We start from the raw sequence: 24534 nt of genomic DNA, 5'->3' as shown, positions 1-24534 counted from the left end.
CCCCGATGAAAATCCCCGCCCGTTATGAGCATTTCGTTTTCGGCGTCGTTCAATCCGGCCTGACCTGCGCGGTCGCGGCCGCCATCGCCACCACACCCCATGCGCTCGACCTGGCCTTTGCCGGCCGCTGGTTGAACGCGTGGGCGCTGTCGTGGGTATCGATGTTGCCGGTGGTGGTGCTGGCGGCGCCGATGATTCGGCGCGTGGTGAGGCGGATGACGGTGGGCTGAATGACTTGGCTATGACTCACCCAACACACCGCCATCGCGAGCATGCTCGCTCCTACCGGGGGCTTCGGGGCTGCTCGCGACAGGCGCGCAAGCCCGCACCCGACGCACGAAATACTGTGCCCGTTCGCATTTTCGCAATAAACCACTTTTCATCCGCGCATTTGTAGCCGCTTCGTTCACGGACAAGCCGGTACATTAGACCTCCATGGTCCCGCAGAGCGACCGACAACAAAACCTACAGCTCGCCCAAGAAAATCTGCCAACCATTCGGAGTCTTTCCATGAGCACATTGCGCACTACAGCTTTCCAACTCGCGAGTCTGGCCCTGTTCATCGGTAGCGCCACCCAGGCCATGGCCGAGGACATCACGTTCGTATCCCAGGGCGGTGCTTATCAGGAAGCCCAGAGCAAGGCGATCCTGGAGCCTGCGGCGAAAAAGCTCGGTCTGACGCTCAAACAGGACAGCTCGCCCAAGGCCTACCCGATCATCAAGACCCAGGTCGAGAGCGGCAAGGTCACCTGGGACGTGGTGGACCTGCCCACTGGCGACTGCATCCGTGGCGAAGCCGAAGGGCTGTTCGAGAAGCTCGACCTTGCGCTGATTCCCAATGCCGCGCAAATACCCGACAGCCTCAAGGACGAATACAGCGTCGGCTACATCAGCTACTCCACGGTGCTGGCGTATCGCACGGACGCGTTCAAAGGCGCGGACGTACCCAAGACCTGGGCCGACTTCTGGGACACCAAAAAATACCCGGGCCAGCGCTCCCTACGTAACCTGCCACGTCCAACCCTGGAAATCGCGCTGCTGGCCGATGGCGTGCCGATGGACAAGCTCTATCCGCTGGACGTCGATCGCGCCTTCCGCAAGCTTGAGCAGATCAAGCCCGACATCGCCACCTGGTGGACGTCCGGCGGGCAGTCGGCGCAGCTGATCAGCGACGGCGAAGTGGACATGATCCAGGCCTGGAACGGCCGTATCACCGCCGTACAGGCCGCCGGCGCACCCGTGGCATTCGACTACAACCAGGGTGTGCTGGAAACCAACTCGTTGTGCGTCCTCAAAGGCTCGCCGCACAAGGTGGCCGCCATGAAATTCGTCAACGAGGCCATCGATGCCAAACTGCAAGCGGCGTTGCCGATGATCATCGACTACGGCCCGCTCAACCCCGAAGCCTTCAAGACCGGGGTAATCCCGGCCGAGCGCGAGGCCAAGCTGCCTTCCGCACCCGGCAACATCTCGCGCCAGGCCCTGCTCTCGGCGCAATGGTGGGCCTCCGAAGCCGGGGTCAAGGCCGAAGAACGCTGGTTGTCCTTCGTCCAGAAAAAATAGCCATCGGCCGTTGCTGCGCCGCAGGCCAGAGGCCTCGGCGCAGGACATGCCGTCTGCCCCCGCGATTTCGACATAAAGCGCTTGCGCACCGGTCAATTGCGTCCACTTCATTCGTTGGCATCCCGGTACATTAGGCCTGAGGGTCCCGCAGAGTGACCTGTGCAGACAACTCGCGCTCGCCTCAAGTACCTGCCCACCATTGGGAGTTCTTCACATGACATTACCCGAGCACCGCACCCTGCTGTCCGCCAGGACGACTGCCACCGCCAGCGCTACCCGTCAGTGCTGGATACCCTCCAGCACTGCGCAGTGACGAGAGGTCATCATGTCCAACGCCTATCTCGCCAAATCCATGCCCGACTCCAGCGACCAGCAGCACCAGCCGCCCATGACCAGCGAAGACGCCCTGGCCCGTGAAGAACGCAAGGAGCACACCTCCATGCTGTTGCTGCTCACCCCGGCGCTGGTCATGGTCGTGGTGCTGTTGATCATGCCGCTGTGCTGGCTGGCCTTTCAGTCGGTCCAGACCGAGGAAGGGTTTTCCCTGGCCAACTACATCCGGATTTTCCAGGAAAGCATTTACTGGGACACCTTCGCCCTGACCTTCAAGATCAGTTTCCTGGTGACGATCCTGTCGATCGTCATGGGCTTCCCCATTGCCTACGCCGCTTCGCGCCTGCAGGGTTTCTGGGCCAACCTGATTCTGATCTGCGTGATCCTGCCGTTCTGGACCAGCGTGCTGGTGCGGGCCTATGCCTGGCTGGTGCTCCTGCAACGCCGCGGACTGGTCAATCAGACGCTGATGGACCTTGGCATCATCGACCAACCCCTGACGCTGATGCACAACACCACTGGCACGGTAATCGGCACCCTGCACGTCATGCTGCCCTTTATGGTCCTGCCGCTGTATTCGGTGATGAAAAAAATCCCCCAGGACCTCATGCAAGCGTCCGAGAGCCTTGGCGCCAAACCCTTCTACACCTTCCGCCGGGTCTTCCTGCCGATGGCAGCGCCGGGGGTCATGGCCGGTTCCATCCTGGTGTTCGTCATCTGCCTAGGCTTCTTCATCACCCCGGAACTGCTCGGCGGTGGCCGCACGATCCTGGTGTCGATGCTGGTGCAACGCAACGTCGAGCTCTATCACGCCTGGGGCGCAGCCAGCGCAGTCGGCCTGGTGCTGCTGTTTGTGGTGTTCCTGATCTTCTGGGGCATCAATCGCTTCATCCCCATCGAACGCATCCTGGGAGCGCGCTAAATGAACCTGCTTGCCAACCTGCGTCACCTTCGCCTGTCCCACGTGCTGTTCACGGTGCTGGTCGCGGCGATCCTGCTGTACCTGATCATCCCGGTGCTGATCGTGGTACCCATGTCGTTCTCCGAGGCGCGCTTCCTGCAATTCCCTCCCAAGCAATGGTCCTTCCACTGGTACGAGGCGTTCTTCAACAGCGTGGAGTGGATGTCGGCGGCGCGGGTCAGTCTGATCACGGCATTTTTCACCATGGCCATCAGCCTGCCGATTGGTATGGCGGCCGCCTACGCCATCAACAACTCCAGCCTGAAGGTGGTGCGTACGCTGCAGATCATCCTGCTGCTGCCGATGATGGTGCCCATCATCCTGATCGCCGCCGGCGTGTTCTTCGTTTACGCCCGGGTCGGCCTGATCAGCACGCTGACCGGCCTGGTGCTGGCGCACATCATGCTCGCCTTGCCCTACGTGATCATCGCGCTGCTGGCCGGTCTGCGTAACTTCGACATGTCCCAGGAAATGGTGGCGCGCAGCCTGGGCATGAACCGCTTTCGCGCCTTCATGGCCGTGACCCTGCCGCAGATCAAGCCCAGTGTGGTCTCGGCGACACTGTTCGCCTTCATCACCTCGCTGGATGAAACTGTGGTGGCGCTGTTCATCTCCGGCGGCGACAACCAGACTCTGACCAAGCGCATGTTCACGGCGCTGCGCGACGAGATCGATCCGACCATTGCCGCTATCAGTTCGATCCTGATCCTGGCGTCGCTGATCCTGGTGGTGATTGCCGGTCGCAACAAACAATAACCAACAACGCACTCCCCCTCTGCAAACACACTTGCCCGCCATTGCGGGCAAGTGTGTTTTTGCGTCCTGACCACGCACGCCCATGCCGACGTGCAGCCCAGCACAGCCTGCCGTCACACGGCTTAATTCAGCATCTATCACCCGTGTCCAGGCCCATCTCGGGGGAACCGCAGAATTCGGAAAAAATCGTACGCTAAGCTAACGGTGTTCTCGTGACAGCTCTTTGACTAGGCTTTCTAAGGCCATTCTGATAGCCCTGACTTCCTGAAAAGCCATGGCTAAAATTTGTGCGGCTAAAAGGGATAACCGATGGTAAAGTAAGTTATCCCTGTCGAGATACTGAAAAGCGTTATCCTCGTTTTTCCCAAAACTGTTTTGCCAGTTCGCTCAGAGCGCTAGTTAACTGAGCGACAGATTTCGCACTTTGCAAATTATTCTGCCCGGTCTGTACATTGGTATCAGCAGCATCGCGTATATTGATAATACTGCGGTTTATGTCTTCACTTACTGCTCCCTGCTGCTCGACCGCAGTCGCTATTTGCGCGTTCATGTCGGTAATTTCGTTAACGCGTTGGCCAATTCCATCAAGAGCTGTAGCTGCTTCCTCTGCGTGAGCTACACTCGTGTGCGCTTGCCGACTACTTTGCTCCATGACTGTAACAGCGGATTGCGCTCGCTCTTGTAGAGCGCTGATCATGCTTTGAATATCCGTTGTCGATTGCTGTGTGCGAGCAGCAAGACTGCGAACCTCATCGGCGACAACAGCAAAACCACGCCCCTGCTCACCAGCACGCGCGGCCTCAATTGCTGCGTTGAGTGCCAACAAATTCGTTTGCTCGGCGATCCCTCGTATAACGTCAAGAACTTTTGATATCTCGTTACTTTGACCTTCAAGCTCATGAATAACCTGAGCGGCTTGCCTAATTTCACCTTCAAGGGCAGTGATTGACTGGCTTGTGTGGGCTACCAGACGCTGGCCAGATGCCGTCTCAGTGTCTGCTCTTCCGGCCGCATCTGCAGCATGCTGTGCATTGCTCGCAACCTCTTGAATGCTTGCCGCCATTTGGTTTACTGCCGTTGCTATTTGATCTGTCTCTGCCTGCTGCTCAACTGTAAGTACATTGCTTGACTCAATATCCTTTAGTAGGCCTCGGGTGTGTTCGCTAAGCCGATTTGATGCATCACCTATGCGACCTACTATGGCGCCTGTTTCAGCTTGCATCATTCGTAAAGCAAACTCTATTTGGCCAAACTCATCGGTGCGCCCAGTGTAGAGGGATTGACTTAATGGGTTATTGGAAATATTCCTGGCTCTTTCAACCAGTCTTCCAAGAGGAGAGAGAATAGCCAAAACACTAACAGAGCTTAAGCTTCCTGACATTAAAGTGGGCGGTTACAGGAGCTGAGTGCAACACGGTTATTGAATTGAAGCTGGAGCATCATGCCGCATAGCCATAGCTTCCTGCATCACCTCGTCCATAACCTCGATCGGACACTTGAAGTCGAAGCGCTTACGGGGGCGCATGTTCAGTTGCAGTGCGATGGCATCCAGTTCCTCCTGGCTATGCACCGACAAGTCCGTGCCCTTGGGCAGGTACTGGCGGATCAGGCCATTGATGTTTTCGTTACTGCCGCGCTGCCAAGGGCTGTGCGGGTCGCAGAAGTAAATCGCCACCCCGGTCTGCTGGGTGATTTCAGCATGCCGCGCCATTTCTCGGCCCTGGTCGTAGGTCATGCTCTTGCGCATCGCCAGCGGCATGCCATTGAGCGCTGCACTGAAGCCTTCCATCGCCGAGGTCGCCGTCGCGTCGTTCATCTTCACCAGCATCAGGTAGCCACTGGTGCGCTCCACCAGCGTACCTACAGACGAGGCGTTGGCCTTGCCCTTGATCAGGTCGCCTTCCCAATGCCCTGGCATCAGTCGGTCTTCGATCTCCGGCGGACGTACATGAATACTGACCATCTCAGGGATCTGACCGCGCCGATCCACGCCGCCAGAGCGCGGCCTGCGCATCGTCTTGCTTTGGCGCAGGCAGATGATCAGCTCTTTACGCAGCTCGCCGACTGGCAAGGCATAGATCGCGTTATAGATCGTCTCGCGACAGACGTAGGCATCTCTGAGGCTGGGAATATTCATGCTGCGCAGCTTGCCGGCAATCTGCTCGGGAGACAAACGCTCACGCAGCATATGCGCCACCAATTCGAAGCGCTCGCTACCCGGCAACAGCTTTTGCTTCGGTCGACACACCTGACGGCGGGCCTGCATCTGCTGCTGGGCCACGCGGGCCGAGTAGCCGCCACAGGCATCTCGATTGCGGCGCAGCTCCCGGCTGATGGTCGAAGGGGATCGGTTGATCAAGCAGGCAATCCCGCGCAGGCTGAAACCTTGGGCATGACCGATTTGAATGGTGGCGCGCTCTTCAACGCTGAGTTCGGAATAAGACATAGGGACAGCACCGTACCGGAAAGGTCAGGGGTTGCACTCAGTTTTCGCCGCCGCCCCCTTATTATCACTGCGAGGTGAATAGCTTTTCTGCCAATTGATTATGCCAATGCGATTCTCTTCGCCGAAGATTTCGTCCATGAGCATGCCAAGTCTAAATAGTTCCCTATGATCAATACAGATAGCCATAACCCCGCCTGGGGTTAGCATCTCACGCATCATCCAGATTCTGGGTGTCATGAAGCGCAACCATTTGCTGTGCTTGGACCCATCATCTTTAGGAACTACATCGCCGAGATCTGGATCGTTTGGATCCTTGTCCCACTTGTCGTTATAGCGGAAGTCCTCGCCGGTGTTGTACGGCGGGTCTGTTACTACAAGATCAACTTGACCACGATATTTATAGAGCGTGACCATCGCAGAAAGGTTTTCACCGTCCCAGATCTCATTCTCTGACTGGGCGGTTTCCTCTCCAAAGGATACTTTCTTGATAATACGATGCAGCTTCGGCTTGACCTGGCGGATGATCTGCCAGGGAGCAGCCCGCCCGGTGTAACTCATAACGATGCCATTCTTGCCAGCATCGGCAAGCGCCGCATCATGCTCCTGCAGCATACGGACCAAGGCGGCCCTCGGCAGTTGTTCGTAATCCATGCTTGCCCCTTGAATTCGTGCGGCGGCACCGAAAAGCTGAAAATTCTAGTACCGCTCGTGGATGCTTCACCATCCCTAGGGTGGCGAGTGTACTTGTGAACGTATTGATTTGGCTGTTAAACCGTTGAAAAAGACGGATCAACTGAGTTCCAAACGGGCTGCGTACTGGCTGGCAGATGCGAATCCGGCGCACGCCGCTCCCTTCTGGGCTCAAGCCCGCGAAGCGGGCATAAAGAACCCGGCCGAGGCCGGGATCCTTATGGGCTTATGGGCCGGCGTATTGGTCTGCCCAGTCCAAAGCCGGTGCCACGGGAGCTTGCACCTCCTGAGGCCAGGTTTTGGAGCCCACTGCAAATCGCCCGTAACCCATTAAAAGATAGCTGGGCATCCGACGAAAAGAGCACCAAGGCACCATTACCCTTGAGCTACAGCGCCGCTACGGGGCACCAGTTTGATTTCAACGCGGCGATTTTGGGCGCGACCCTCGGCGGTGTCGTTGGGGGCAATGGGCGAGCTGGAGCCTGCACCAAAGGTTTGCAGGCGCGAAGGATCGACGCCATTGCTGCGCAAAGAGAAAAAGGGGACTGATTTATGTGCGCCAGGCAAAGCTTGGTCGCCTGGGAATGACGGCGCAAGCCGTCACGAAATGGCGTAAGAAACCCAGCGGGTATGACCCCCGCCCGGTAAAGGTTAGCCACCGACCGGAAGCGAGTCTTGCGTGGTGACCGGGTAACCGGCGCTGCGAAGCGTAGACAGCAGAAAAGGGGATTTATTTTCCCTACTCTAAAACGGCCGCTGTTGGCCGATTGCTGCCTGTCGTGGACGACCGTTTAACTTCAAAGCCTGACTGGATTGCAAACTGCTGACACGCGTAGATTCTGTTTTCGACTCGTTTAATGCCGTCGATGCCAGGCCATAAACAGAGAGGAAACAACCGCTCGAAAATTCGAGCCATAGACTCTAGAGCCAGTGGGTAGTCGGAGTCATGTTCCTGCAACCATCAAATCCAGATTCTGCACCGCCGCTCCAGCGGCTCCCTTCCCAAGATTGTCAAACACCGCAGCCAACAAAACCTGCCCCGTCTCATCATTTTCACACACCACCAATCGCAAACTATCAGTCCCGTTAAGCGCCTGAGGATCAAGGCACGTCAACCCTTTGGCCTCCTGCATCGACATCACCTGTACATGGTCCGCATCGACGTAGTGCTGCATAAGACACGCATGCAACCGCACCGCATCCACGCCCGGCGCCAACAAGCGAAGTTGCAACGGTATGGTCAGCACGATCCCCTGCCGAAAAGCCCCATAAGCCGGCACAAACATCGGCCGCTCCATCAGACCGCTTTGCTGCTGAATCTCCGGAATATGTTTGTGTGCCAGCCCCAGACCATAAACCTGAAACGCGGGCGCCTGTGATGCGCCCTCTCCCTCATGCTCTTGCACGCCAACGCGCCCTTTTCCGGAATAGCCCGACACAGCATGAATGTTCGTCGGATAGTCCCTGGGCAGCAACCCGGCCTCCAGCAATGGGCGCAGCAGCCCTATCGCCCCCGTGGGATAGCAACCGGGATTGCTGACCCGCCGTGCCGTGGCGATGCGTTGGGCCTGCTGCGAGTTCATCTCCGCGAAACCATAGGTCCAGTCTGGATGGGTGCGGTGCGCCGAACTCGCATCGATCACCCGAACGGCGGGGTTTTCGATGCTCGCTACAGCGTCGCGTGCGGCTTGGTCGGGCAAGCAGAGAATCGCGATGTCGCAGGCGTTGATGATTTCGGCGCGACGTTGCGGATCCTTGCGATGTTCGGGGCTGAGCGTGATAAGCCGCAGATCGGTCCGGTCGCGTAGACGTTGATGGATTTGCAACCCGGTGGTGCCTTGGTCGCCGTCGATGAATATAAGAGGACTTGCCATGGAATGCTCTCGGACATAGGAAATCAGGAGTTCCAATCTTCAGTGAGGGGCTAAGATAGGAAAAGTTGAATTTCTAAACGATGAAATTCAGCTTTTCTGAACAAGGAGTGACTCATGCGCGAAATCAGCCTGGACCGTCTGCGCACGTTGGTGGCCATTGCCGACCTGGGTTCGTTTGCCGAGGCGGCCCGTGTGCTGCACCTCGCGCCACCCACGGTCAGTTTGCATATTGCCGACCTGGAGTCGCGGGTTGGCGGAAAGCTGTTGTCGCGCACACGTGGGCGCATTCAGCCTTCGGCGATTGGAGAAACGCTGGTGGAGCGCGCGCGGCGCCTGTTGGCGGATGCGGAGCAGGCGCTTGAGGACGTGGAGCGTCAGGTGCAGAGCTTGGCCGGGCGTGTGCGGCTGGGTGCCTCCACAGGGGCCATCGCACAGTTGATGCCGCAAGCTTTGGAGACGTTGGGCCAACGCCATCCCGCTATCGATGTGCAGGTCGCGGTGCTCACGTCGCAGGAAACTTTGAAGAAGCTTGCCGAGGGCTCTTTGGAGATCGGTCTGGTCGCGCTGCCACAGACCCCGGTGAAGGAATTGCGGATCGAGCCATGGCGGCGGGACCCGGTCATGGCCTTCTTGCCGGCTCGCTGGGAATGCCCGGATGTTGTGACCCCCGGTTGGCTGGCCGCCCAGCCATTAATTCTGAATGACAAAACTACTCGGCTTTCGCGCTTGACCTCGGAGTGGTTCGCCAGTGATGGACGGCAGCCCACGCCGCGTATTCAACTGAACTACAACGATGCGATCAAAAGCCTAGTGGCGGCCGGTTATGGTGCGACGTTGTTGCCGCATGAAGCCTCCACGCCATTGCCCGATACCAGGATCGTCATGCGGCCATTACAGCCCTTATTGTGGCGTCAACTTGGTATTGCCCACCGTGGTGGGGACGTCGAGCGGCCTACGCAACATGTGCTGGATGTGTTGTGGGGGTTGAGTGCGGGCTAGGGCGATGTTGTCAGAGAAAGGACCGCTTTCGACCCGGTCATACGGTGATTGAGGTCCCAGGCGTCAGCTACCGCACCTGAAGCCGTCGTTCATCGCTCCAAAGCCGGTGCCTGTCTCCGTTCGCCCAGGCCAGGGTGTCGTAGTACTTGTGCAGCAGCTCGGTAATGGCGGCGGTGTCGTCGGTCATGGGGTTTCCTTGGGGTTGGCGGTGAGGACTGCCTGGACGCGTGCTTGCAGCGCGGGCAGCACGTCTTGTTGGAACCAGGGGTTGCGCACCAGCCAGCGATTGTTGCGCGGGCTAGGGTGAGGCAGGGGGAACGCTTGCGGCCAGTGCTCGCGCCAGGCTTCGACCACCCGGGTGAGCGGCGTCTTGCCAGTACCGAGGTGGTAGTCCATGGCGTAGCTGCCCAGCACGATGACCAGCGACAGGCGCTCGAAACGCTGCATGAAGGCTTCGCGCCAGGCGGGGGGCGCACTCCGGGCGTAGCGGCAGGTCACCGCTTTTGCCGGTGCCCGGATAACAGAAGCCCATGGGCAGAATGGCGATGCGGGTAGGGTCGTAGAAGGTGTCGCGGTCCACGCCCAGCCAGGCGCGCAGACGCGCGCCGCTGGCGTCGTCGAAGGGCACGCCTGAGGCATGGACCCGGGCCCCCGGTGCTTGGCCGGCGATGAGGATGGGCGCACTCGGGTGAAACTGGAAGACCGGCTGCACGCCGTGTGGCAGATGCGGTGCGCAGCGCGTGCAGGCGCGGACGTCGGTCAGAAAGGCGTCGAGTGTCGGCATGGCGCGCTTCCGGAAAGGGTGGCTCGCGCAGGACGGAGGTGCCATCCTGCGCGAAGCGTAACCCGGCAGCAAGTCAGTGCTGGGTCAGTGTCGGATAGCCCTGGATGAATACGCGGTCGGTCTTGGCCGCCGGCACATGGCAGCCCATGCAGTCGGCTTCGTAGCTGACGGCGACATTCTTGGCGGGGGCGTCGGCCTTGAACAGCGCCCAGCCCCAGCCGTCGCCCCACAAGGGGTTGCTGGCGAAACGGCCTTTGGCGTCCTTGACCATCACGAACCACACGGCCGCATCGGAACCCCAGACCACAGGGTTGCCAGTGGTCATGGCGCTGGTTTCGAGCTTGCGGATCTCTTTCACCAGCGTGGCGCCGTCCAAGAACTTGCCGGTCTTGCGGTAGTGCTCGGCCGAGGCCTTTTCGGTGTACACATCGTGCAAGCCGCGAGAGGCGGATTTTTCGTCCAACACCGCATATGAGCCCAGGTGGACGAAGTTTGTGCGGAAGTCTGTGGGGCGGCTGATGCCGCCCTGGCTGTCCACATAGGGCGAAAAGTCGCCGGCCGTGACGGCCAGTGGCAGGACGAGGGCGCTGGCGAGCAGAGCGCCGGTGAGTGCGATTTTCATCGTGTTCTCCTTATATGCCTATGGAGATCAGACGGCGACCACGGGGAAATCCACCGTGGTGTCGGCGATGTGGTTGGTGTAGTTGGTGAGCGTGTTCAGCGCGACGTTGGCGATCACTTCCAGTATCAGGCCGTCGTCGAGCCCCGCGCGGCGGTAGTTGGCCATGGCGTCGGCCGACACCACGCCGCGTTGCTCGACCAGCGCGCGGGCAAAGCCGGCGATTGCATCGTCAAGTGCGTTGGCCGCCTGGCCGGTGCGGGCCGCGGCGATGGCCTCTGCCGACAGTCCGGCACCTTTGCCGATCAGGGTGTGTGCGCTCAGGCAATACTGGCAGCGATTGGCTTGACCGGCAGCGAGCGCAACGATCTCGCGCTGGGAGGCATTCAGGCGGCCGGTGCCCAGCGTTTCGGACAAGCCGAGGTAGCCATTGAGCGCCGCCGGCGCGTGGGCCAGCGTGGCGAACAGGTTCGGCACCATGCCAAGCTTGGCTTTGACGGCCTTGAGTGTGGCAGCGGTAGCGGCGTCAGCGGTGTCGATGGTCAGGGGGGCGATTTGGGTCATGTCTATCTCCGTAGTGGGTGAGGTGCAAGAGCACGTGGGCATGATCGCCCTTTGTTTGGTACGATATGGCACGTAAAGTATCAAATACGTAACCTATCGTCTTATATGGAGAGTGGAATGGCGGATCGACTGGCCGGCTTGCTCCGGCACTACTCGCTTTCGGCGCGCGTTTTTCACAGCGGCGCCTTCTGTGGGCAGCATCATTACGCGGCGCCGCATGGCTATATCCATCTGGTGCGGCGCGGCCCGATTACGGCGCGTTCGCCCGTGCATGAAGATCTGCTGGTTACCGAGCCGAGCCTGCTGTTTTATCCGCGCGTGGCGTCGCATCGTTTTGTCGCCGCCCCCGGCGATACCGCTGAGCGGTTGTGTGCGGAGGTCGACCTGGGCGCTTCGACGGGCAATCCGTTGGCCATGGCCTTGCCGTCGATGCTGCTGATTCCGTTGGCGGACTTGCCCGGCCTCGGGCCGACGCTAGAGTTGCTGTTTGCCGAAGCCGAGCGCGACCAGTGCGGTCGGCAGGCCGCCATCGACCGCTTGTGCGAGTTGCTACTGATCCAGTTGCTGCGTTATCTGATGGATGGGCGGCTTGGCGCCACCGGACTGCTGGCGGGCCTGGCCGACCCGAAACTCGCGCGCGCCATAACCGCCATGCACGATGCGCCGCAGACCGCGTGGTCGCTCGAGGCGCTGGCGGCGAAGGCGGGCATGTCACGCGCGCGCTTCGCCGCCGCGTTCAAGGACGCGGTGGGCGTCACGCCGGGCGACTATCTGGCCGACTGGCGGATGAACGTCAGTTGCACCCTGCTCAAGCAGGGGCGGCCGGTGGCGGTGGTGGCCGACCGCGTCGGCTACGGCAGCCCGAACGCTCTGGCGCGCGCCTTCCGCGTGCGCATGGGCTGCGCCCCGCGCGACTGGCTGGCGCAGCAGCGCGGTGACGCGGCGCTCAGCGGTTCGTGAGTTTGAGTTCGATTCGCCGGTTCTTGGCGTAGGCGGCGCCGGTGTTGCGCTCGTCGAGCGGGTGAAATTCGCATCACGCCGGAACAACTGGCGGAACTCCAGGTGGCGATCCGTCAACGGCTGGTCAGTCTGTTCGTGCGGCGCGGCCGGCTGGACAAGGCTGAGTCAGTGGCGCAGGTAGCTGGATGACGCTGTCCCGCCCTGAGCCGACGCTCACAGGCGGGGATTTCCAGTGTCGTCATTGTCGGCTATTGGCCGGCAGCAGCCCGTCGTTGCCTGATGGATCCAACCCCTCCGCTGCTATAGTGCAGTCGGCTTCTGACGTTCAGTGCAGCCGTCTTCTGAAAACGACAGGTTGAACGCCAAAGAGGGGGCGGGAGCGCTGCAACCGGAGCAGCGTCAGAGCCTCCAGAATCGCCCACACAACGCGGAAGCTGTCAGTCAGGGGGCAAGCCTACCTTGGCACCAGAAACGCGCCCAGGAGGCCGCAGGGGGCGATTTTGGCCGCTGCAACTGTCCAACCTTGGCCGGGCCTCGCCGGGCCGAGTGGGGCGGCCTTCGACCAGGGCGGGCCGGCGACCGTCCGTCGGGCATGGAGGGGACGATAGAGAAAACGGACAAAATCGTACGCTAAGCGTGCGGCCTGTCAGGTTGAGGCCCTAGAGGTTGCAGGCGAGTCGTCAGAAAATGCTGGAATCGGCCCTATTCTGACACTGCCCAAGGTTCCGGCCTGACGCCCAGTTAGGGCATAGCTCAATATGACACATGGCTGCAAATCGCTAATTTACCAACTATAAAGAGCTATGCTCTCAAGAAGCGGTTGCGCTAACCGATACAGTATAAATTAGGCCCCAAGTATTATTTTATTTGCACAAAGGTAATGATTATGTTTTTCAATAAAAACAAACAACTGCTGGACACAGAAAATAAGCTCTCAGAACTACAGTGGCAGCTTGATTCAATAAATCGAAATGTCGCGGAAATCAGATTCAGGCCAGACGGGAGCGTAATCTATGCGAGCAATATCTTTCTAGAGATGCTTGGTTACAAACTCGAAGAAATAGCAGGGCAGCACCACAGAATTTTCTGCGAAAAGAATTATGCTAACACAGCTGATTATTCGCGCTTCTGGCAGAAATTGGCTGACGGCCATCTTCAATCAGGTTTATTTAGGCGGCTGCGCAAAGACGGTAACTTAGTATTGATTGAGGCTACTTATATTCCAGTTCAAAATCAAGATGGAAAAGTTATTGAAATCATTAAGATTGGCTCAGATGTCACTCAGAGAGAAAACGAGTTACTCTCACTAAGAGCCGTCCATGCAGCCATCTCCCGCTCGATGGCGGAGATCGAGTTCACACCTAACGGTGACATCCTGCATGCAAATGAGAATTTCCTCCGTGCTATGGGTTATCGCCTCAGCGATATCAAGGGTCGACACCACCGAATGTTCTGTTTCGATAATTTTTATCAAGAAAATCCAAATTTTTGGCAGAGTTTAAAGGGAGGAACTTTTTTAAGCGGGCAATTTGAGCGCAAGACCGCATCGGGAGAGACCATCTATCTTGAGGCCACCTACAACCCCGTCATTGATGAAGCCGGCCAGGTTGTGAAAGTGTTAAAATTTGCCACCGACGTCAGCTCGCAGAAGCATAAGGCTGATGAAATCCGTCAGGCCGCAGAGCTTTCCTTCACCACCGCCGAGGAGACATCTCAAATTTCCGTGCGGGGCATGGAGTCCCTTGCTAGTTCAATTGAACTATCTCAGGGTACATTTAATTTAATAAACGGTGCGGTTATTTCGATTACACAGCTAAATGCTCAGGCTAAAGATATCGAGAAAATTGTTACCATCATCCAAGGCGTGGCAGAACAAACTAACTTACTAGCACTTAACGCCGCAATTGAAGCTGCCCGAGCGGGTGAAATGGGCCGAGGCTTTGCTGTAGTAGCCGACGAGGTTCGTCAGTTGGCAGCTCGAACTAGCAGTGCCACCGTGGAAATCCAGAATGTGGTAACTGCTAACGGAAAGCTTACTCAGCAACTGAATATAGATATGAACAGCATCGCTAGAAGCGCCGAAGAAAACAACGATCAGATCGCAACTGTAACAACTATTATGCGTGAAATCAGTGACGGTGCAGACCATGTTGCCCGTACCGTATCGACGTTGTTCAAAGACAATAGCTAGTGTCCAGTTTTAGGCAAAATCAGGATCGGAACTTCGAGCCGCAGCGCTACAGAGCCAGAAGCCCAAACTTGGTGACGGCCATCGTGCTATGGAACACGATGTATCTGGAGTGCATCACTTGGGGCTGGTCGAGGCTGGCAAGTCGGTGGGCGGCGAGCTGCTGCAATACCTATTGCCGCTGGGCTGGGAGCACATCAACCTGACTGGCGATTACGTCTGGCGGCAGAGCCGCAGGCTGGAGATCGGGAAGTTCAGGCCGCTACGATTGCCCGGAAAACCTTAGCGTACGATTTTTTCCGAATTCTGCGGGCTCCCCTATCACCAGCTACGCTCGACCATCGCCCAAGTCGGTGGGAAGAAGGAATTGACCGGCCGCACCGACATCGAAATCGAGATCAGCAACCAGTGCGCCAGGCTGATCGGCAACGCGATCATCTTCTACAACTCGGCGATCCTGTCCCTGCTGCTGACGAAGTACGAGGCAGCTGGCAATGCCAAGGCGCTGGCGTTGATCACGCAGATGTCGCCAGCGGCCTGGCGGCACATCCTGCTGAACGGGCATTACACCTTCCAGACTGACGGCAAGTTCATCGACCTGGATGCGCTCGTGGCGGGACTGGAGCTGGGCTGACGGAAATTTCTGGGATTCCGGCGTACAACCCCATGCTGCAAGGCTCTCAAGCACCCTGCTTGTCGGACGCTTACTGTACGCCGATGACGAACCGGAAACGGTAGTTCAACGCGCAGTTGGCATTACAGGTAGTGCTCTCCGCTTATCTTCAGCTGCACCGGTTGTTGGCGCATACATGGTTCTTGACGAGGCCTACGGAACATACCGTTTCGTCCAAGAGCGGGAGCAGCGATTGCTCGACGAGAAACTGGAGCAGGTTTCAGAGCGTGTTGCTCGTGTCCAGCGCGAGGAGGTTGTGCGTATTCGCATGGAGGAGCGCTCCACACGTGGAGCACTTCCTGAGTTGCTGCGGGATGCCGATGAGAAACGCATGATTGCGTTGGTGCTCGATGCTCAGGCCACTGGAGAGATCCTGCCTCAGCTGCAAGTACGCCTTGAGGTCGAAGAGGCTGTTGAGAAGGCGGGCAAACCCACTGAGGGCTGGTACGCGGTGTATAAAGCGCAGCAAACTCAAGACATGGTTGCTGCGAGCGAGCCCAGTTCTCGGGCTAAGTTTTTGGGTGGCATGAGTCGTATGAATACAGCTTTGGACAGCCAAAGTCTCGCATCACAATCAGCACCCGATGCTCGCCCCCCAGGATTACGCTAGCAAGTCACTTTGTGCAGACCCACCACTGATTTGGAGCGCCCCGCCAAACATTGCGGTGAACCAAATCAGTGGAATGTCCCCCACCTGCTCGTTCGCGCCATACACGGAGTTGGTATGAAACCGTTAAAAGCAGACATCGCCGCATTACGCGTTGATTTTGATGTGGATGTTTTCAAGTCAAATACGGGCGTGTACGTATTGGCCCAGGACCGTCCTCACCAAGGTGAATTTCTAAATTTCGTAAGTCCCGCGCATTCGACAAAAGGGGCTTTGCTGGGCTACTGCCAAACCAATTTTGATGACGTTCTGCAGTTCCTCTATCCAGATCGCCCGGTTGAATGGAGCGTGCAACTGCAGCGTCTATCAAGGCTAGAACTTGGCAAATGTCCCCTACACGGTGAGGCCATGGCTCATGTCGATTACGTCGATGCGGAAAAGACAGTGTATCTCGCTGAGTGCGTTGACCCTGGATGCCATGTAAAGGCCAGCACAGTGTGTGGTGCTGGTACACACCTGACGCTCACCGCACCTTTCCGGGACCTTCTTGAGCCCTAACATTCTGAGCCAATGTGGGGCATATCTGGGGTTTAGGCTCGTGGCACTTTGATTTGCTTGTATACCCCTACAGGTATACACTCGCATAATTGAACATTCATAAGGATCTGGCCATGGAAGCAAGCAACCGCAACAAAACGTTTCTTACTCTGATCGATAGCGAAACCAAAACAGTGATTCTCAAATCCATTTCCGCTCATATCGGTATCACGCCTGAGGATGTATATACCGAGGTAACTGCCGCTGAATCTGAGCATCTACTTGATTACATGGTTGAACCTTGCCGCACGGCCACATCGCTCTTGATGCAACGCCACAACATGCGCGGATGGTAAGCACCTCCTCTGCAGTCATTCAAGCCCCGGCCTCAAAAACCGGGGCAAAGTCAGTAAAGGGATACCGTTCTGGTGTCCACGTGAACAGGGGAATCATGTGATGCTCACTCACAGCACAACACTCACTGCATATCGTTCGCTTCTCAAGGGCAGGCTTGACGAAGCGCTGGTCATCATTCCAGGCCACGCCGCTGTGCTCGTTAGCGATGAGCTTTTCTGTTGCCCGATTCGTCACGGTCAAGCAGATATCGCAGAGCTTGAGTCGTTTGCTAGTGAAAGCTTTGACGCGGGCGGCTGGCACGGTGATAGGGAAGCGACCGAGCAGGGTATCGATTTGCCAGTTTTCATCGTGGCAAGCAGCACTAGCAGATCTGGCCTGATGGGACGTCGGTAACCATCCACTGCAAATCTCAACCAGGGCGGCTAATTTTCTACCCTGACCAGTACAGCGACGATGATTAGGAAAACAGATGGCCACACCGAAGCGGCAACCCTACCCCGCCAGTCGAATAAAAGTCGGTGCCGTGCTCTACCGCGCATTTTCACTGGTCGATGATGGGAAGGTAGAAACCGGGTTTGAGGAATGGGTTGTTCGGAATATTCGGGCGCGGCGGAACTCAAAAACCATTCGCGGTATCAGCCTTGCGGCGCGTGATATCGAAGTGGCGAAAGTGGTCAATCTTGCAATGAAAACTCATGGGACTTGGGGCAAGCTTTCAACCAAGACAGGTGACTTTGGTTGGTTGCCGAACATTTGGCGCGGATTTCGTCGGCAATTCCAAGTCGGTACAGACTTGCCGATAGGGATATACACCACAAAGCGCGCAGCACTCGCTTTTGAGCTTGCTAGCCAAATGGAAGATGCGGAGTGGTTAATCAGCGTAATAGCTGACGAAACTGATACGGTTCAACTGGCTTCACTCCAGGTCGAACAAACAGACGTAAAAGCTCAGATCGCCGCCTTGCAACGGCGCACTAAAGCACTCGCTAAGGTTTAGGGAAAATCAGACCAGTCCTACGGGGCTGCATTGGCAAAGCGTTCATAGGCCCAATCAAGCTGGCAGGGGACAGTCCTGTGAACGCTTTGCCAATGCAGCAACGACACGAAGAAAAAGTCCGCTGCACCCTCAAGGAGCAGGGCCACTTTCGGCCCTCATGATCGAGCAGGAACAAACATGAGTCGCGCAAAGCCAGATTATCAAGAGGTGTTCTCCAGCGTACTTCAATGGGCTGACTGGGAAGAGCGGGCCACAACAATCAAGGCATTTTCGGGTCTGATGTTTACCTGCTGCGGCACTGCAACGGTGAACTGGTACAGCACGCAAATAACATGTACCTGCCGTTGACCTCCGAAGAAATTGAGGCGGTGCTACCGTGCTTTGGCAATGTGACGCCCAGCGTCGAAGGTGAGAATCCGGTCTACGGTCTTGGCGACCCAAGCACCCGAACAGCCGGGTTTGTGATCGACCCGCCCGAAGGTTTTTAAATTGCGCGGTGGCGAGGGGGCACGGATGCGGATGACCACCATCGGCACCAATGGGAGCAGGACCCTCACTGACACCGTTTTTTTGTAGAAAAAGAACCATGAAAGGATCGAGAGTCTATGTCTCTGCCCAGGAACTGGAAGCGCTGCACGATGCTGCCAGTTACCTAAGCGCGATCCTTGAGGCTTCATCCGGTGACGCTGAAAATCTGATTGCGGCCAAAGCGGGCCTGCACAGCATCATCGAGAAGGCTCAAAAATCCAGCCGGTCTACTACCCGGAGCACCACCTTGAAGGCGGCATTACGAGCTGCTGAAAACAATTAGGGAAACGTACATGGATTTATTGAATATCGCCCGTTCCTTCCGCGAGGCGCTTGATGCGCAAAAGCGCGATGGCACGCTACCGCCTCATATGCAAAAGTTTCCTGCGTGGTGCTGTGGCGTTACTTCAGAGCTGCTAGGTCATTACTTAAACGCCTCAGGGGTTCGGGCTGAATACGTCTGTGGGACTGGTCATGCTTGGCTAGAGTGCGAAGGCGTTGTGATCGATATCACTAGCGATCAGTTCGAAGGCAGGCCAGCGGTATTCGTTGGTGCCAAAGATGATTGGTATCGGTCACTAGGTGAGTCATCGCGACGCATCGGAACTCGCTTAGATAATTATCATTTCGGCGCCGAAAGTGATGTCCTTCGTGAGGTGTTGCGCAGGGCCCAGCTACAGAATTCAGGCACATAGGAAAACGTAAAGGGGAATGCTCATGGCGACAATTTTTTTGGTGATGGCGACAGCCAGCGGTTTTAGAAGCGACGAAAGGAAGCCATTGCCATTAAGGGCTTTTGAGGACCACGCTCAAGCCGAGGAGTGGCAGAACGTTCTGATCGACTACCACTCTTATGCTGACAAAATATGTAAACAAACCTAGTTAGAAGCCGGGAAATAAGGCCCTTAAAGAGTCAAGATTCAAAAAAGCGGAAATAAATACTCGAAACTCGCCGAGTTGTTTACAAAACTCAAAAGCAATGGGATGGACTCCTCCTCAACTCCGGAATTTTGAGTGCCACACTGAAGGCGCACACCTATCTACGAGGCGATATGGTTCGCCTTTCGCTATGGGCCAAAATACTTACGTACATCCAGCCGTTGCGACACTACTACTCATGTCGGTTACTGAATTACGCCAGGAATAATGGCGGCATTAATATTGTCAAAGCAGATAGAAATTCGTGACTATTTAGATGATCATCGCACCACAACCTAGGGAGGTAGATGATTCATATGGCCGATGATCAAGAGCACCCATTGTCCAAGCTAATAGCCATTGCGACAAAAGCAGGTATTGGGTTGTTGCCTGGCGGAGGCTTACTCACGGCAGGATTTGAAGGAATTCAGCTATTGAGTGAAGAGGTGGCCAAACAGATGGAACGGCGCACTCAAGCGCGATTTGAGGAGTTCATCAAAAGCGTTTTCAATGGGAACGTCTGCCCTGAGGTAACAGAGCATCTTACTGCGGATGATTACAGTGCGCTACTATCAGGCTGTATGGACGATGTGGAAAATGAGAAGACCCAATACTATGGACGCTTGGCAGCAGCAATAGGCCGCGGCGACGTCACAGGCAGCAGTCGACGGTTCATGATCCTTACGCTTCGTGAGCTTTCCGCAGCACAGTTACAGATGCTTCGAAGATCTTTTATAGCCGTACAGTTCCAAATCCGACCAAGCCAGGGCGCAGGAAATTTGGATGTTAAGGGAATACTGCAAATCTCCGATACGATTGATGACTATCACTATAGAGATCTGGTCGCTCGGTCGTTCTACATCGACGACAAGCTTGCCAAAGTAGCTGGGGACCTTGTTCACGCTTGCTTTTCCTCAGAAGAACTGACGCCTGAGTCGATTGGGCATGTTGCGTGGCACCCTAGATATTTAGACATTCTATTCGATACAAATCAGACTGGACTTATCATCACACTAATTAACAAGTGCTGGAACAATGCCATCAAAAGTACTAATCGTTCTGTGACTGTTTTGGATCGAGGGCTACTCGTTCCGACAATCTCACCTCGAGTCATGATCATGGGAACAGATGCGGCACCTGATTACCTCCCAAATCTGAAGAAAAGGATAAGTGGAAGCGACGTACTTTTCGTCACCTATCACGATCATTCCCAGTTAATCCAAAAACATTTCCCAGGAAGTGTAACCATTGATGCAAGAGGATTGTGCGACTCGGAGATTGCTGAGCAAGTGATGATAAAAATTAATGTCGCGATAAGTGCATCACCCACATAATCGGACCCCTATTTCGAGCAGCGACTTGGAGTATCGATCGCTTACTATTATGGAAGGATCAATTAGCCGATTTAACTTTTACCACTCGCAGCTATGGGTGGTCAGCAACCTACCGTGAAGCACCTACCGATGCATAACTGTCAGTCTACAGAATCACTGGCAACTCAGAGAATGGCGTCATCGATAGCAATCTCACATCCGTATTAAAAATTAACGCACATACGCGACCGAGAGCGAGCGCAAAATTGCGCTCGGCTCCATGACAATTCTCACATTTACACCAGCTCACTGTGCTAAGCACTCTCAATTTATGCTAGTGCATTAAAGACCTTTTAGCCCATGATAGACAAAAGTCATAAATCGACCCGCTGTCTCTCTTTGGTCTTCAATATTATTTCCGGTCCAAAGGTGATGAGCTGGGTTTAAATCTTCTCGCCAAGCATGAAGCTCTTCCTTCACACCAGATGAAATACATCCATTGTCAAACAAACCGTCGATGCGCTCCCCCAGCGCCAGCGCACCAAGTTTGTATTGCGCCATCTGTTTAGCAAACCGGTGATCGATTTCATACTCCAAGAACACCCTCAGATCTCCTGAAGCACATCCTGGTGTAACTGCCTCAATGAATCCGAAAATCTCGTCACGCTTCTTCTGATGATCACTTTTAATAAAATCATCCATATCCCCCATACATATAGACGACACACTCCCAACATTATCAATCATACAAAAACTGAGCGGCTTATTTTTCTTGTGCTTAACTAATAAGTCCGCCACCCCCTGCTCATAGTGGCTCAAAATGATGACCTGCCGAACCTCTGCCGCCAAGTTAATAATCCCACGATGAACCGCCCCTACTCTATTGGAGTCAAATGAGGTAACAGGGTCATCGAACACTACGATAGACCCAGCGAGCTCAGCTTCTGTTTGACCGATTAAAGAAGCCCAAAAAACCGAAAGTGCGAGAGCCCTACGATCTGACTCACTAAAAACTCGATCAATGTTAGACTCAGCAATCACATTATCTTTAAACAAAACCTTGAGAAAATAGATAGGTGTATTACCCCTATCATCTATACCTTTCACCAACTTAAAGTCTTTACTACCAAAATCAACAAAGCATCTATTTACCCGATCAAAGAAAGAATCAATAAATTCGCTTTGTTCTTTCCTTAGTTGCTCAAGGAGTTTAGGGATTTCATCTGCCAAATCATTATTCTGCTTATCAAGCAGCAACCACTCTTCACATTGCACTACCCTTTCCAATCTTTTTATTTTCAAGTTAATGTCATCACCTGACGCTTTTAGCTTCGCCAGCTTCTCCGACAACAACTCATGACTTAAGCCCTCTTTAAACTGGCGAACAATCTCATGAACCAGCCTCACTGATGAATTGTATTTTTCAACAGCCGAGTCTAAAGATTCAAGAATCTCTTTCCACGCACCAAAATCAACCATTTCAAACGCTAACTGAGGAGCGGCCTTCTTTTGCTCAACAAGCCTACTAACCACTGAAAAAGTTTCTGCATAATCTTCCACCCAGCGCTCTACTATAGCACTTAAAGCTTCTTCCTCTTGAGCAACCGTTTTTGAATACTGTTGAAATAATGGCTGCTCAGCCAACTCCGGATACAACAGTATCACTTTGGCATTTTGCTCAAGTAGCAGCCTTACACCAGAAAGCTCAAACCTTGCAATTTTTTCGCCACTACTATCAAGTGCGCGCGAGACAGACTCTTGGTGTTGCTTGAACCCAGCATCAAAACTAAGCCTATAAAAATCCATTAAATCATTAGCAGAACTACCGAACGCCTGCCCACAGAACAAACAATCATTACCTTTCGCCCGACCTAAGCCCTCCCTTATCCAAGCCTCTGCCCCTCGCTCCTCTTTGAAGCATTTTTCGATGTGATTAGATACAGCTTTTTTTGCCTCCTCATGAATTCCCTCATGAGTTTTAACAAGCGCACTATTCAGCGCATCAAAACTAGCAACCAACGTATTATCATAACGCAGCGGCTTTAACATTTCCCTACCGAGAATCTGCTCCATCTGTTTCTTTTGTCTTGATATAGCAGACCACTCGTCCCGCAGTTGATCTCTGCTACTCTCGAGTTGCTCTTTATCGTCATCAACCTCTAGAGCAATAAACTTCGAAACATCCGAAACATCACCAAAAGCATCTTTTCCTAGTTTATTTCTAGTTCTAAGCGCTTCAGCTTTTGCTTTATTTTTTTCAGCTATCAGGTGCGCTTTCTCAACGCCCTCTGCACCGAGAACAAAGGAACTGAATTGCTCCTTGGTCTGACGTGTAAACTCCCTTGCCGCAAACAAATTTTGATGATAGAAGCCGTCATCAAAGACATGCATCCTTAAAGACGCCGGAAGCTCAGTTTGCCAGTTACCATTTTTGTATAAAACGGTAACCTCTTTCTGCCCCTCTTCTTGAAAGCTAAGCGCAACCTCTTGATCAGCCTGATCCAAAGGAATCGACAACCGTTTCTTTATTGATTCTGAGCGCCTAGCTTTCAAACTAGAAAATATATCGCTTAAAGTAGATTTACCGTAAGTATTCAGACCAAAAATTATTGCAATTTTATTAAACTCTATTCGACCGGGAGTGCAGTTGCGAAAGCGACCTACATTCTGAATTTTTGATACTCGTTTTAGCACGTCCCTGCTCCGAAAAATTCGACAACATTATTAGAATGCTCGTCCTCACGAACGCCAGAATACGACTGTTTTCTGGCATCCCCAAAATTTCCTTGCTTCCCTGTCAGGAAAACAGCCTTGGCTTTCTGACAGGCCGTCCCATTTTCGACACCGTATTCCTACAGGAGAAAATAGCAAATGGTCACTTTTGCATACGGACGCGTATCAACCGCCCTTCAAGACACAGAGAATCAGCGCCTGGAACTCGCCAGCGCCGGATGGGCCATTGGCTTGCTTAATTGCATGGACTTGACCACCCATTTGCATTCGACTTGACCAGTCGTTTGCATCGGATTTGACCAGCACGCTGGGTGGCCTTGACCGGCAAAAAACGGCCAAAAGCGGACTGTTCCGTAGTGTCTTAGCAGGCCTCCGTTGAGGCTTGGAGGTGTCTACGAAATCTGGGGCGATTCAAAGGGTGCTGTTCTGCTCTTAGCCCGACAGTACCCAAATGTACTTATTGGTGAACACGGCCTTGAGCATGCCGCTCACGCTGTGAGGGTGTTTCTGCGTAGTGCTTTCGCGTCCCGCCCGATCATTGGTCAACTGTCCGCTCAGTCAATCCTGCTCCTGTTAAGTCAGCCATTTGGCTTCGCTCGGCCGATTAGGCAACACCTTCAAAGCCAGCAATCCCAAAATGATCGCCGGGATTGCTTCAAGCATCAGCAGCCACTGCCAACCGGAAAAGTTTGCCACACCGTCCATGTTCAACAGCAGTGCCGACAAAGGCGAGCCGATGAAATTAGACAGTGGAATAGCCACCATGAATATCGCAATGATTCGAGCCATGTACGCTTTGGTCGAAAAATGGCGTTGGGGTTGGCCGAGTAACCGAGTCATAGGTATCGAGAATCACACCATCCGTCATGCAATCTCCACGACAGGCTTGGAACTTCGGGAACGCGCAACGCGTAGTAGTACCAGGCTATTACCCTCCCGCTGCGCGATACCGCCATGATCTGGAACATGGATCATCACCCTACCTGCAATCGCCCTTCAATCTCTCTGGAACCGGCTAATTGCCGTGTTTACACCTGAGCCGCCAAACGCCCGGTGTTCCAAGCAAAACGAGCGAAGATCGATACAACAATCACAAAAATGCAGGCCTGCTGACCAATGGACTTGTTTCCATTG

Annotated in this window: 25 protein-coding genes and 5 pseudogenes; 19 read left to right on the top strand and 11 right to left on the bottom strand. The window is 55.0% G+C overall.

The window, feature by feature from the left end; all coding sequences use genetic code 11:
- Positions 1 to 5 precede the first annotated feature (5 nt).
- The 4 genes from ACZRMS_RS12140 (at position 6) to ACZRMS_RS12125 (ending at position 3613) form a co-directional block, all read left to right on the top strand.
- The gene (locus tag ACZRMS_RS12140; protein ID WP_003465037.1) at positions 6 to 230 is read left to right on the top strand and encodes a DUF2798 domain-containing protein; all 225 of its coding nucleotides are present in this window, start codon (positions 6 to 8) and stop codon (positions 228 to 230) included.
- A 280-nt stretch (positions 231 to 510) separates the two neighbouring features.
- Positions 511 to 1563, top strand: coding sequence for an ABC transporter substrate-binding protein (locus ACZRMS_RS12135; protein WP_003465034.1), 1053 nt, complete (start codon positions 511 to 513; stop codon positions 1561 to 1563).
- A 325-nt stretch (positions 1564 to 1888) separates the two neighbouring features.
- Positions 1889 to 2818: an ABC transporter permease gene (locus ACZRMS_RS12130; protein ID WP_003465031.1), complete on the top strand. Its 930-nt coding sequence runs from the start codon at positions 1889 to 1891 to the stop codon at positions 2816 to 2818.
- Complete coding sequence (locus ACZRMS_RS12125) at positions 2819 to 3613, top strand: ABC transporter permease (protein WP_003465028.1); 795 nt, start codon at positions 2819 to 2821, stop codon at positions 3611 to 3613.
- A 349-nt stretch (positions 3614 to 3962) separates the two neighbouring features.
- Here the strand turns inward: ACZRMS_RS12125 and ACZRMS_RS12120 are convergent, their stop codons facing one another.
- The 5 genes and pseudogenes from ACZRMS_RS12120 to argC form a co-directional block, all read right to left on the bottom strand.
- Positions 3963 to 4994: a methyl-accepting chemotaxis protein gene (locus ACZRMS_RS12120; RefSeq protein WP_073454648.1), complete on the bottom strand. Its 1032-nt coding sequence runs from the start codon at positions 4992 to 4994 to the stop codon at positions 3963 to 3965.
- Between the two features lie 36 nt (positions 4995 to 5030).
- Positions 5031 to 6059, bottom strand: a complete 1029-nt coding sequence (locus ACZRMS_RS12115; protein ID WP_017846207.1) for an IS30 family transposase — start codon at positions 6057 to 6059, stop codon at positions 5031 to 5033.
- Between the two features lie 24 nt (positions 6060 to 6083).
- Positions 6084 to 6710, bottom strand: a complete 627-nt coding sequence (locus ACZRMS_RS12110; RefSeq protein WP_232897129.1) for a DNA methyltransferase — start codon at positions 6708 to 6710, stop codon at positions 6084 to 6086.
- 414 nt (positions 6711 to 7124) lie between these two features.
- Positions 7125 to 7280 (bottom strand): annotated as a pseudogene (locus tag ACZRMS_RS12105) (OmpA family protein); the annotation flags it as partial.
- A 413-nt stretch (positions 7281 to 7693) separates the two neighbouring features.
- Positions 7694 to 8623 (bottom strand): N-acetyl-gamma-glutamyl-phosphate reductase, encoded by a 930-nt coding sequence (gene argC / locus ACZRMS_RS12100; protein ID WP_003465021.1) that lies wholly within the window; start codon positions 8621 to 8623, stop codon positions 7694 to 7696.
- A 114-nt stretch (positions 8624 to 8737) separates the two neighbouring features.
- Here argC and ACZRMS_RS12095 point away from each other — a divergent pair, with 114 nt between their 5' ends.
- The gene (locus ACZRMS_RS12095) at positions 8738 to 9622 is read left to right on the top strand and encodes a LysR family transcriptional regulator (protein ID WP_232897130.1); all 885 of its coding nucleotides are present in this window, start codon (positions 8738 to 8740) and stop codon (positions 9620 to 9622) included.
- A 183-nt stretch (positions 9623 to 9805) separates the two neighbouring features.
- On the opposite strand, the gene ACZRMS_RS12090 is transcribed toward ACZRMS_RS12095, so the two are convergent.
- The 4 genes and pseudogenes from ACZRMS_RS12090 to ACZRMS_RS12075 all read right to left on the bottom strand — a co-directional run bounded on the left by ACZRMS_RS12090 (position 9806) and on the right by ACZRMS_RS12075 (position 11631).
- A complete protein-coding gene (locus tag ACZRMS_RS12090; protein ID WP_003830781.1) occupies positions 9806 to 10069 on the bottom strand; it encodes a uracil-DNA glycosylase family protein in 264 nt (87 codons plus the stop codon).
- Between the two features lie 61 nt (positions 10070 to 10130).
- Positions 10131 to 10406, bottom strand: a pseudogene (locus ACZRMS_RS12085) (uracil-DNA glycosylase family protein); the annotation flags it as partial.
- A 73-nt stretch (positions 10407 to 10479) separates the two neighbouring features.
- The gene (locus ACZRMS_RS12080; protein ID WP_003465000.1) at positions 10480 to 11028 is read right to left on the bottom strand and encodes a cytochrome P460 family protein; all 549 of its coding nucleotides are present in this window, start codon (positions 11026 to 11028) and stop codon (positions 10480 to 10482) included.
- 27 nt (positions 11029 to 11055) lie between these two features.
- Positions 11056 to 11631 carry a carboxymuconolactone decarboxylase family protein gene (locus ACZRMS_RS12075; RefSeq protein ID WP_003464997.1) on the bottom strand — a complete coding sequence of 192 codons (576 nt, stop codon included), beginning with the start codon at positions 11629 to 11631 and terminating at the stop codon, positions 11056 to 11058.
- Positions 11632 to 11706: 75 nt separating this feature from the next.
- Between ACZRMS_RS12075 and ACZRMS_RS12070 the strand changes: the two genes are divergently transcribed.
- The 14 genes and pseudogenes from ACZRMS_RS12070 to ACZRMS_RS12005 all read left to right on the top strand — a co-directional run bounded on the left by ACZRMS_RS12070 (position 11707) and on the right by ACZRMS_RS12005 (position 20688).
- Positions 11707 to 12549, top strand: a complete 843-nt coding sequence (locus ACZRMS_RS12070) for a helix-turn-helix transcriptional regulator (protein WP_003464996.1) — start codon at positions 11707 to 11709, stop codon at positions 12547 to 12549.
- 880 nt (positions 12550 to 13429) lie between these two features.
- Positions 13430 to 14194: pseudogene (locus ACZRMS_RS12065) on the top strand (PAS domain-containing protein); the annotation flags it as partial.
- A gap of 87 nt (positions 14195 to 14281) precedes the next feature.
- Entirely contained in the window at positions 14282 to 14740 is a 459-nt protein-coding gene (locus ACZRMS_RS12060; protein WP_275941885.1) for a methyl-accepting chemotaxis protein, read from the top strand.
- A 20-nt stretch (positions 14741 to 14760) separates the two neighbouring features.
- A pseudogene (locus tag ACZRMS_RS12055) lies at positions 14761 to 15023 on the top strand (Tn3 family transposase); the annotation flags it as partial.
- 33 nt (positions 15024 to 15056) lie between these two features.
- Positions 15057 to 15371 (top strand): annotated as a pseudogene (locus ACZRMS_RS12050) (Tn3 family transposase); the annotation flags it as partial.
- Positions 15372 to 15546: 175 nt separating this feature from the next.
- Complete coding sequence (locus ACZRMS_RS12045) at positions 15547 to 16020, top strand: hypothetical protein (protein WP_463995500.1); 474 nt, start codon at positions 15547 to 15549, stop codon at positions 16018 to 16020.
- A 114-nt stretch (positions 16021 to 16134) separates the two neighbouring features.
- Positions 16135 to 16575, top strand: coding sequence for a hypothetical protein (locus tag ACZRMS_RS12040; protein WP_463995499.1), 441 nt, complete (start codon positions 16135 to 16137; stop codon positions 16573 to 16575).
- Positions 16576 to 16688: 113 nt separating this feature from the next.
- Positions 16689 to 16910 carry a hypothetical protein gene (locus tag ACZRMS_RS12035; protein WP_463995498.1) on the top strand — a complete coding sequence of 74 codons (222 nt, stop codon included), beginning with the start codon at positions 16689 to 16691 and terminating at the stop codon, positions 16908 to 16910.
- A gap of 100 nt (positions 16911 to 17010) precedes the next feature.
- Positions 17011 to 17304, top strand: a complete 294-nt coding sequence (locus tag ACZRMS_RS12030) for a hypothetical protein (RefSeq protein WP_463995497.1) — start codon at positions 17011 to 17013, stop codon at positions 17302 to 17304.
- 76 nt (positions 17305 to 17380) lie between these two features.
- On the top strand, positions 17381 to 17908 hold the full coding sequence (locus ACZRMS_RS12025) for a hypothetical protein (protein WP_463995496.1): 528 nt from the start codon (positions 17381 to 17383) through the stop codon (positions 17906 to 17908).
- 332 nt (positions 17909 to 18240) lie between these two features.
- Positions 18241 to 18396 carry a hypothetical protein gene (locus tag ACZRMS_RS12020; protein ID WP_463995495.1) on the top strand — a complete coding sequence of 52 codons (156 nt, stop codon included), beginning with the start codon at positions 18241 to 18243 and terminating at the stop codon, positions 18394 to 18396.
- Between the two features lie 98 nt (positions 18397 to 18494).
- A complete protein-coding gene (locus tag ACZRMS_RS12015; RefSeq protein ID WP_463995494.1) occupies positions 18495 to 18719 on the top strand; it encodes a hypothetical protein in 225 nt (74 codons plus the stop codon).
- A gap of 10 nt (positions 18720 to 18729) precedes the next feature.
- Positions 18730 to 19131, top strand: coding sequence for a hypothetical protein (locus ACZRMS_RS12010; protein WP_463995493.1), 402 nt, complete (start codon positions 18730 to 18732; stop codon positions 19129 to 19131).
- Between the two features lie 531 nt (positions 19132 to 19662).
- A complete protein-coding gene (locus ACZRMS_RS12005; RefSeq protein ID WP_181127627.1) occupies positions 19663 to 20688 on the top strand; it encodes a hypothetical protein in 1026 nt (341 codons plus the stop codon).
- A 321-nt stretch (positions 20689 to 21009) separates the two neighbouring features.
- Here the strand turns inward: ACZRMS_RS12005 and ACZRMS_RS12000 are convergent, their stop codons facing one another.
- Positions 21010 to 23361, bottom strand: coding sequence for an AAA family ATPase (locus tag ACZRMS_RS12000; RefSeq protein WP_181127628.1), 2352 nt, complete (start codon positions 23359 to 23361; stop codon positions 21010 to 21012).
- 612 nt (positions 23362 to 23973) lie between these two features.
- On the bottom strand, positions 23974 to 24189 hold the full coding sequence (locus ACZRMS_RS11995) for a hypothetical protein (protein ID WP_258198160.1): 216 nt from the start codon (positions 24187 to 24189) through the stop codon (positions 23974 to 23976).
- Positions 24190 to 24534: the final 345 nt, after the last annotated feature.

Source organism: Pseudomonas sp. B424, assembly GCF_055408345.1.
The sequence above is the reverse complement of the archived record's forward strand: the minus strand, read 5'-3'. Positions and strand labels throughout refer to the sequence as shown.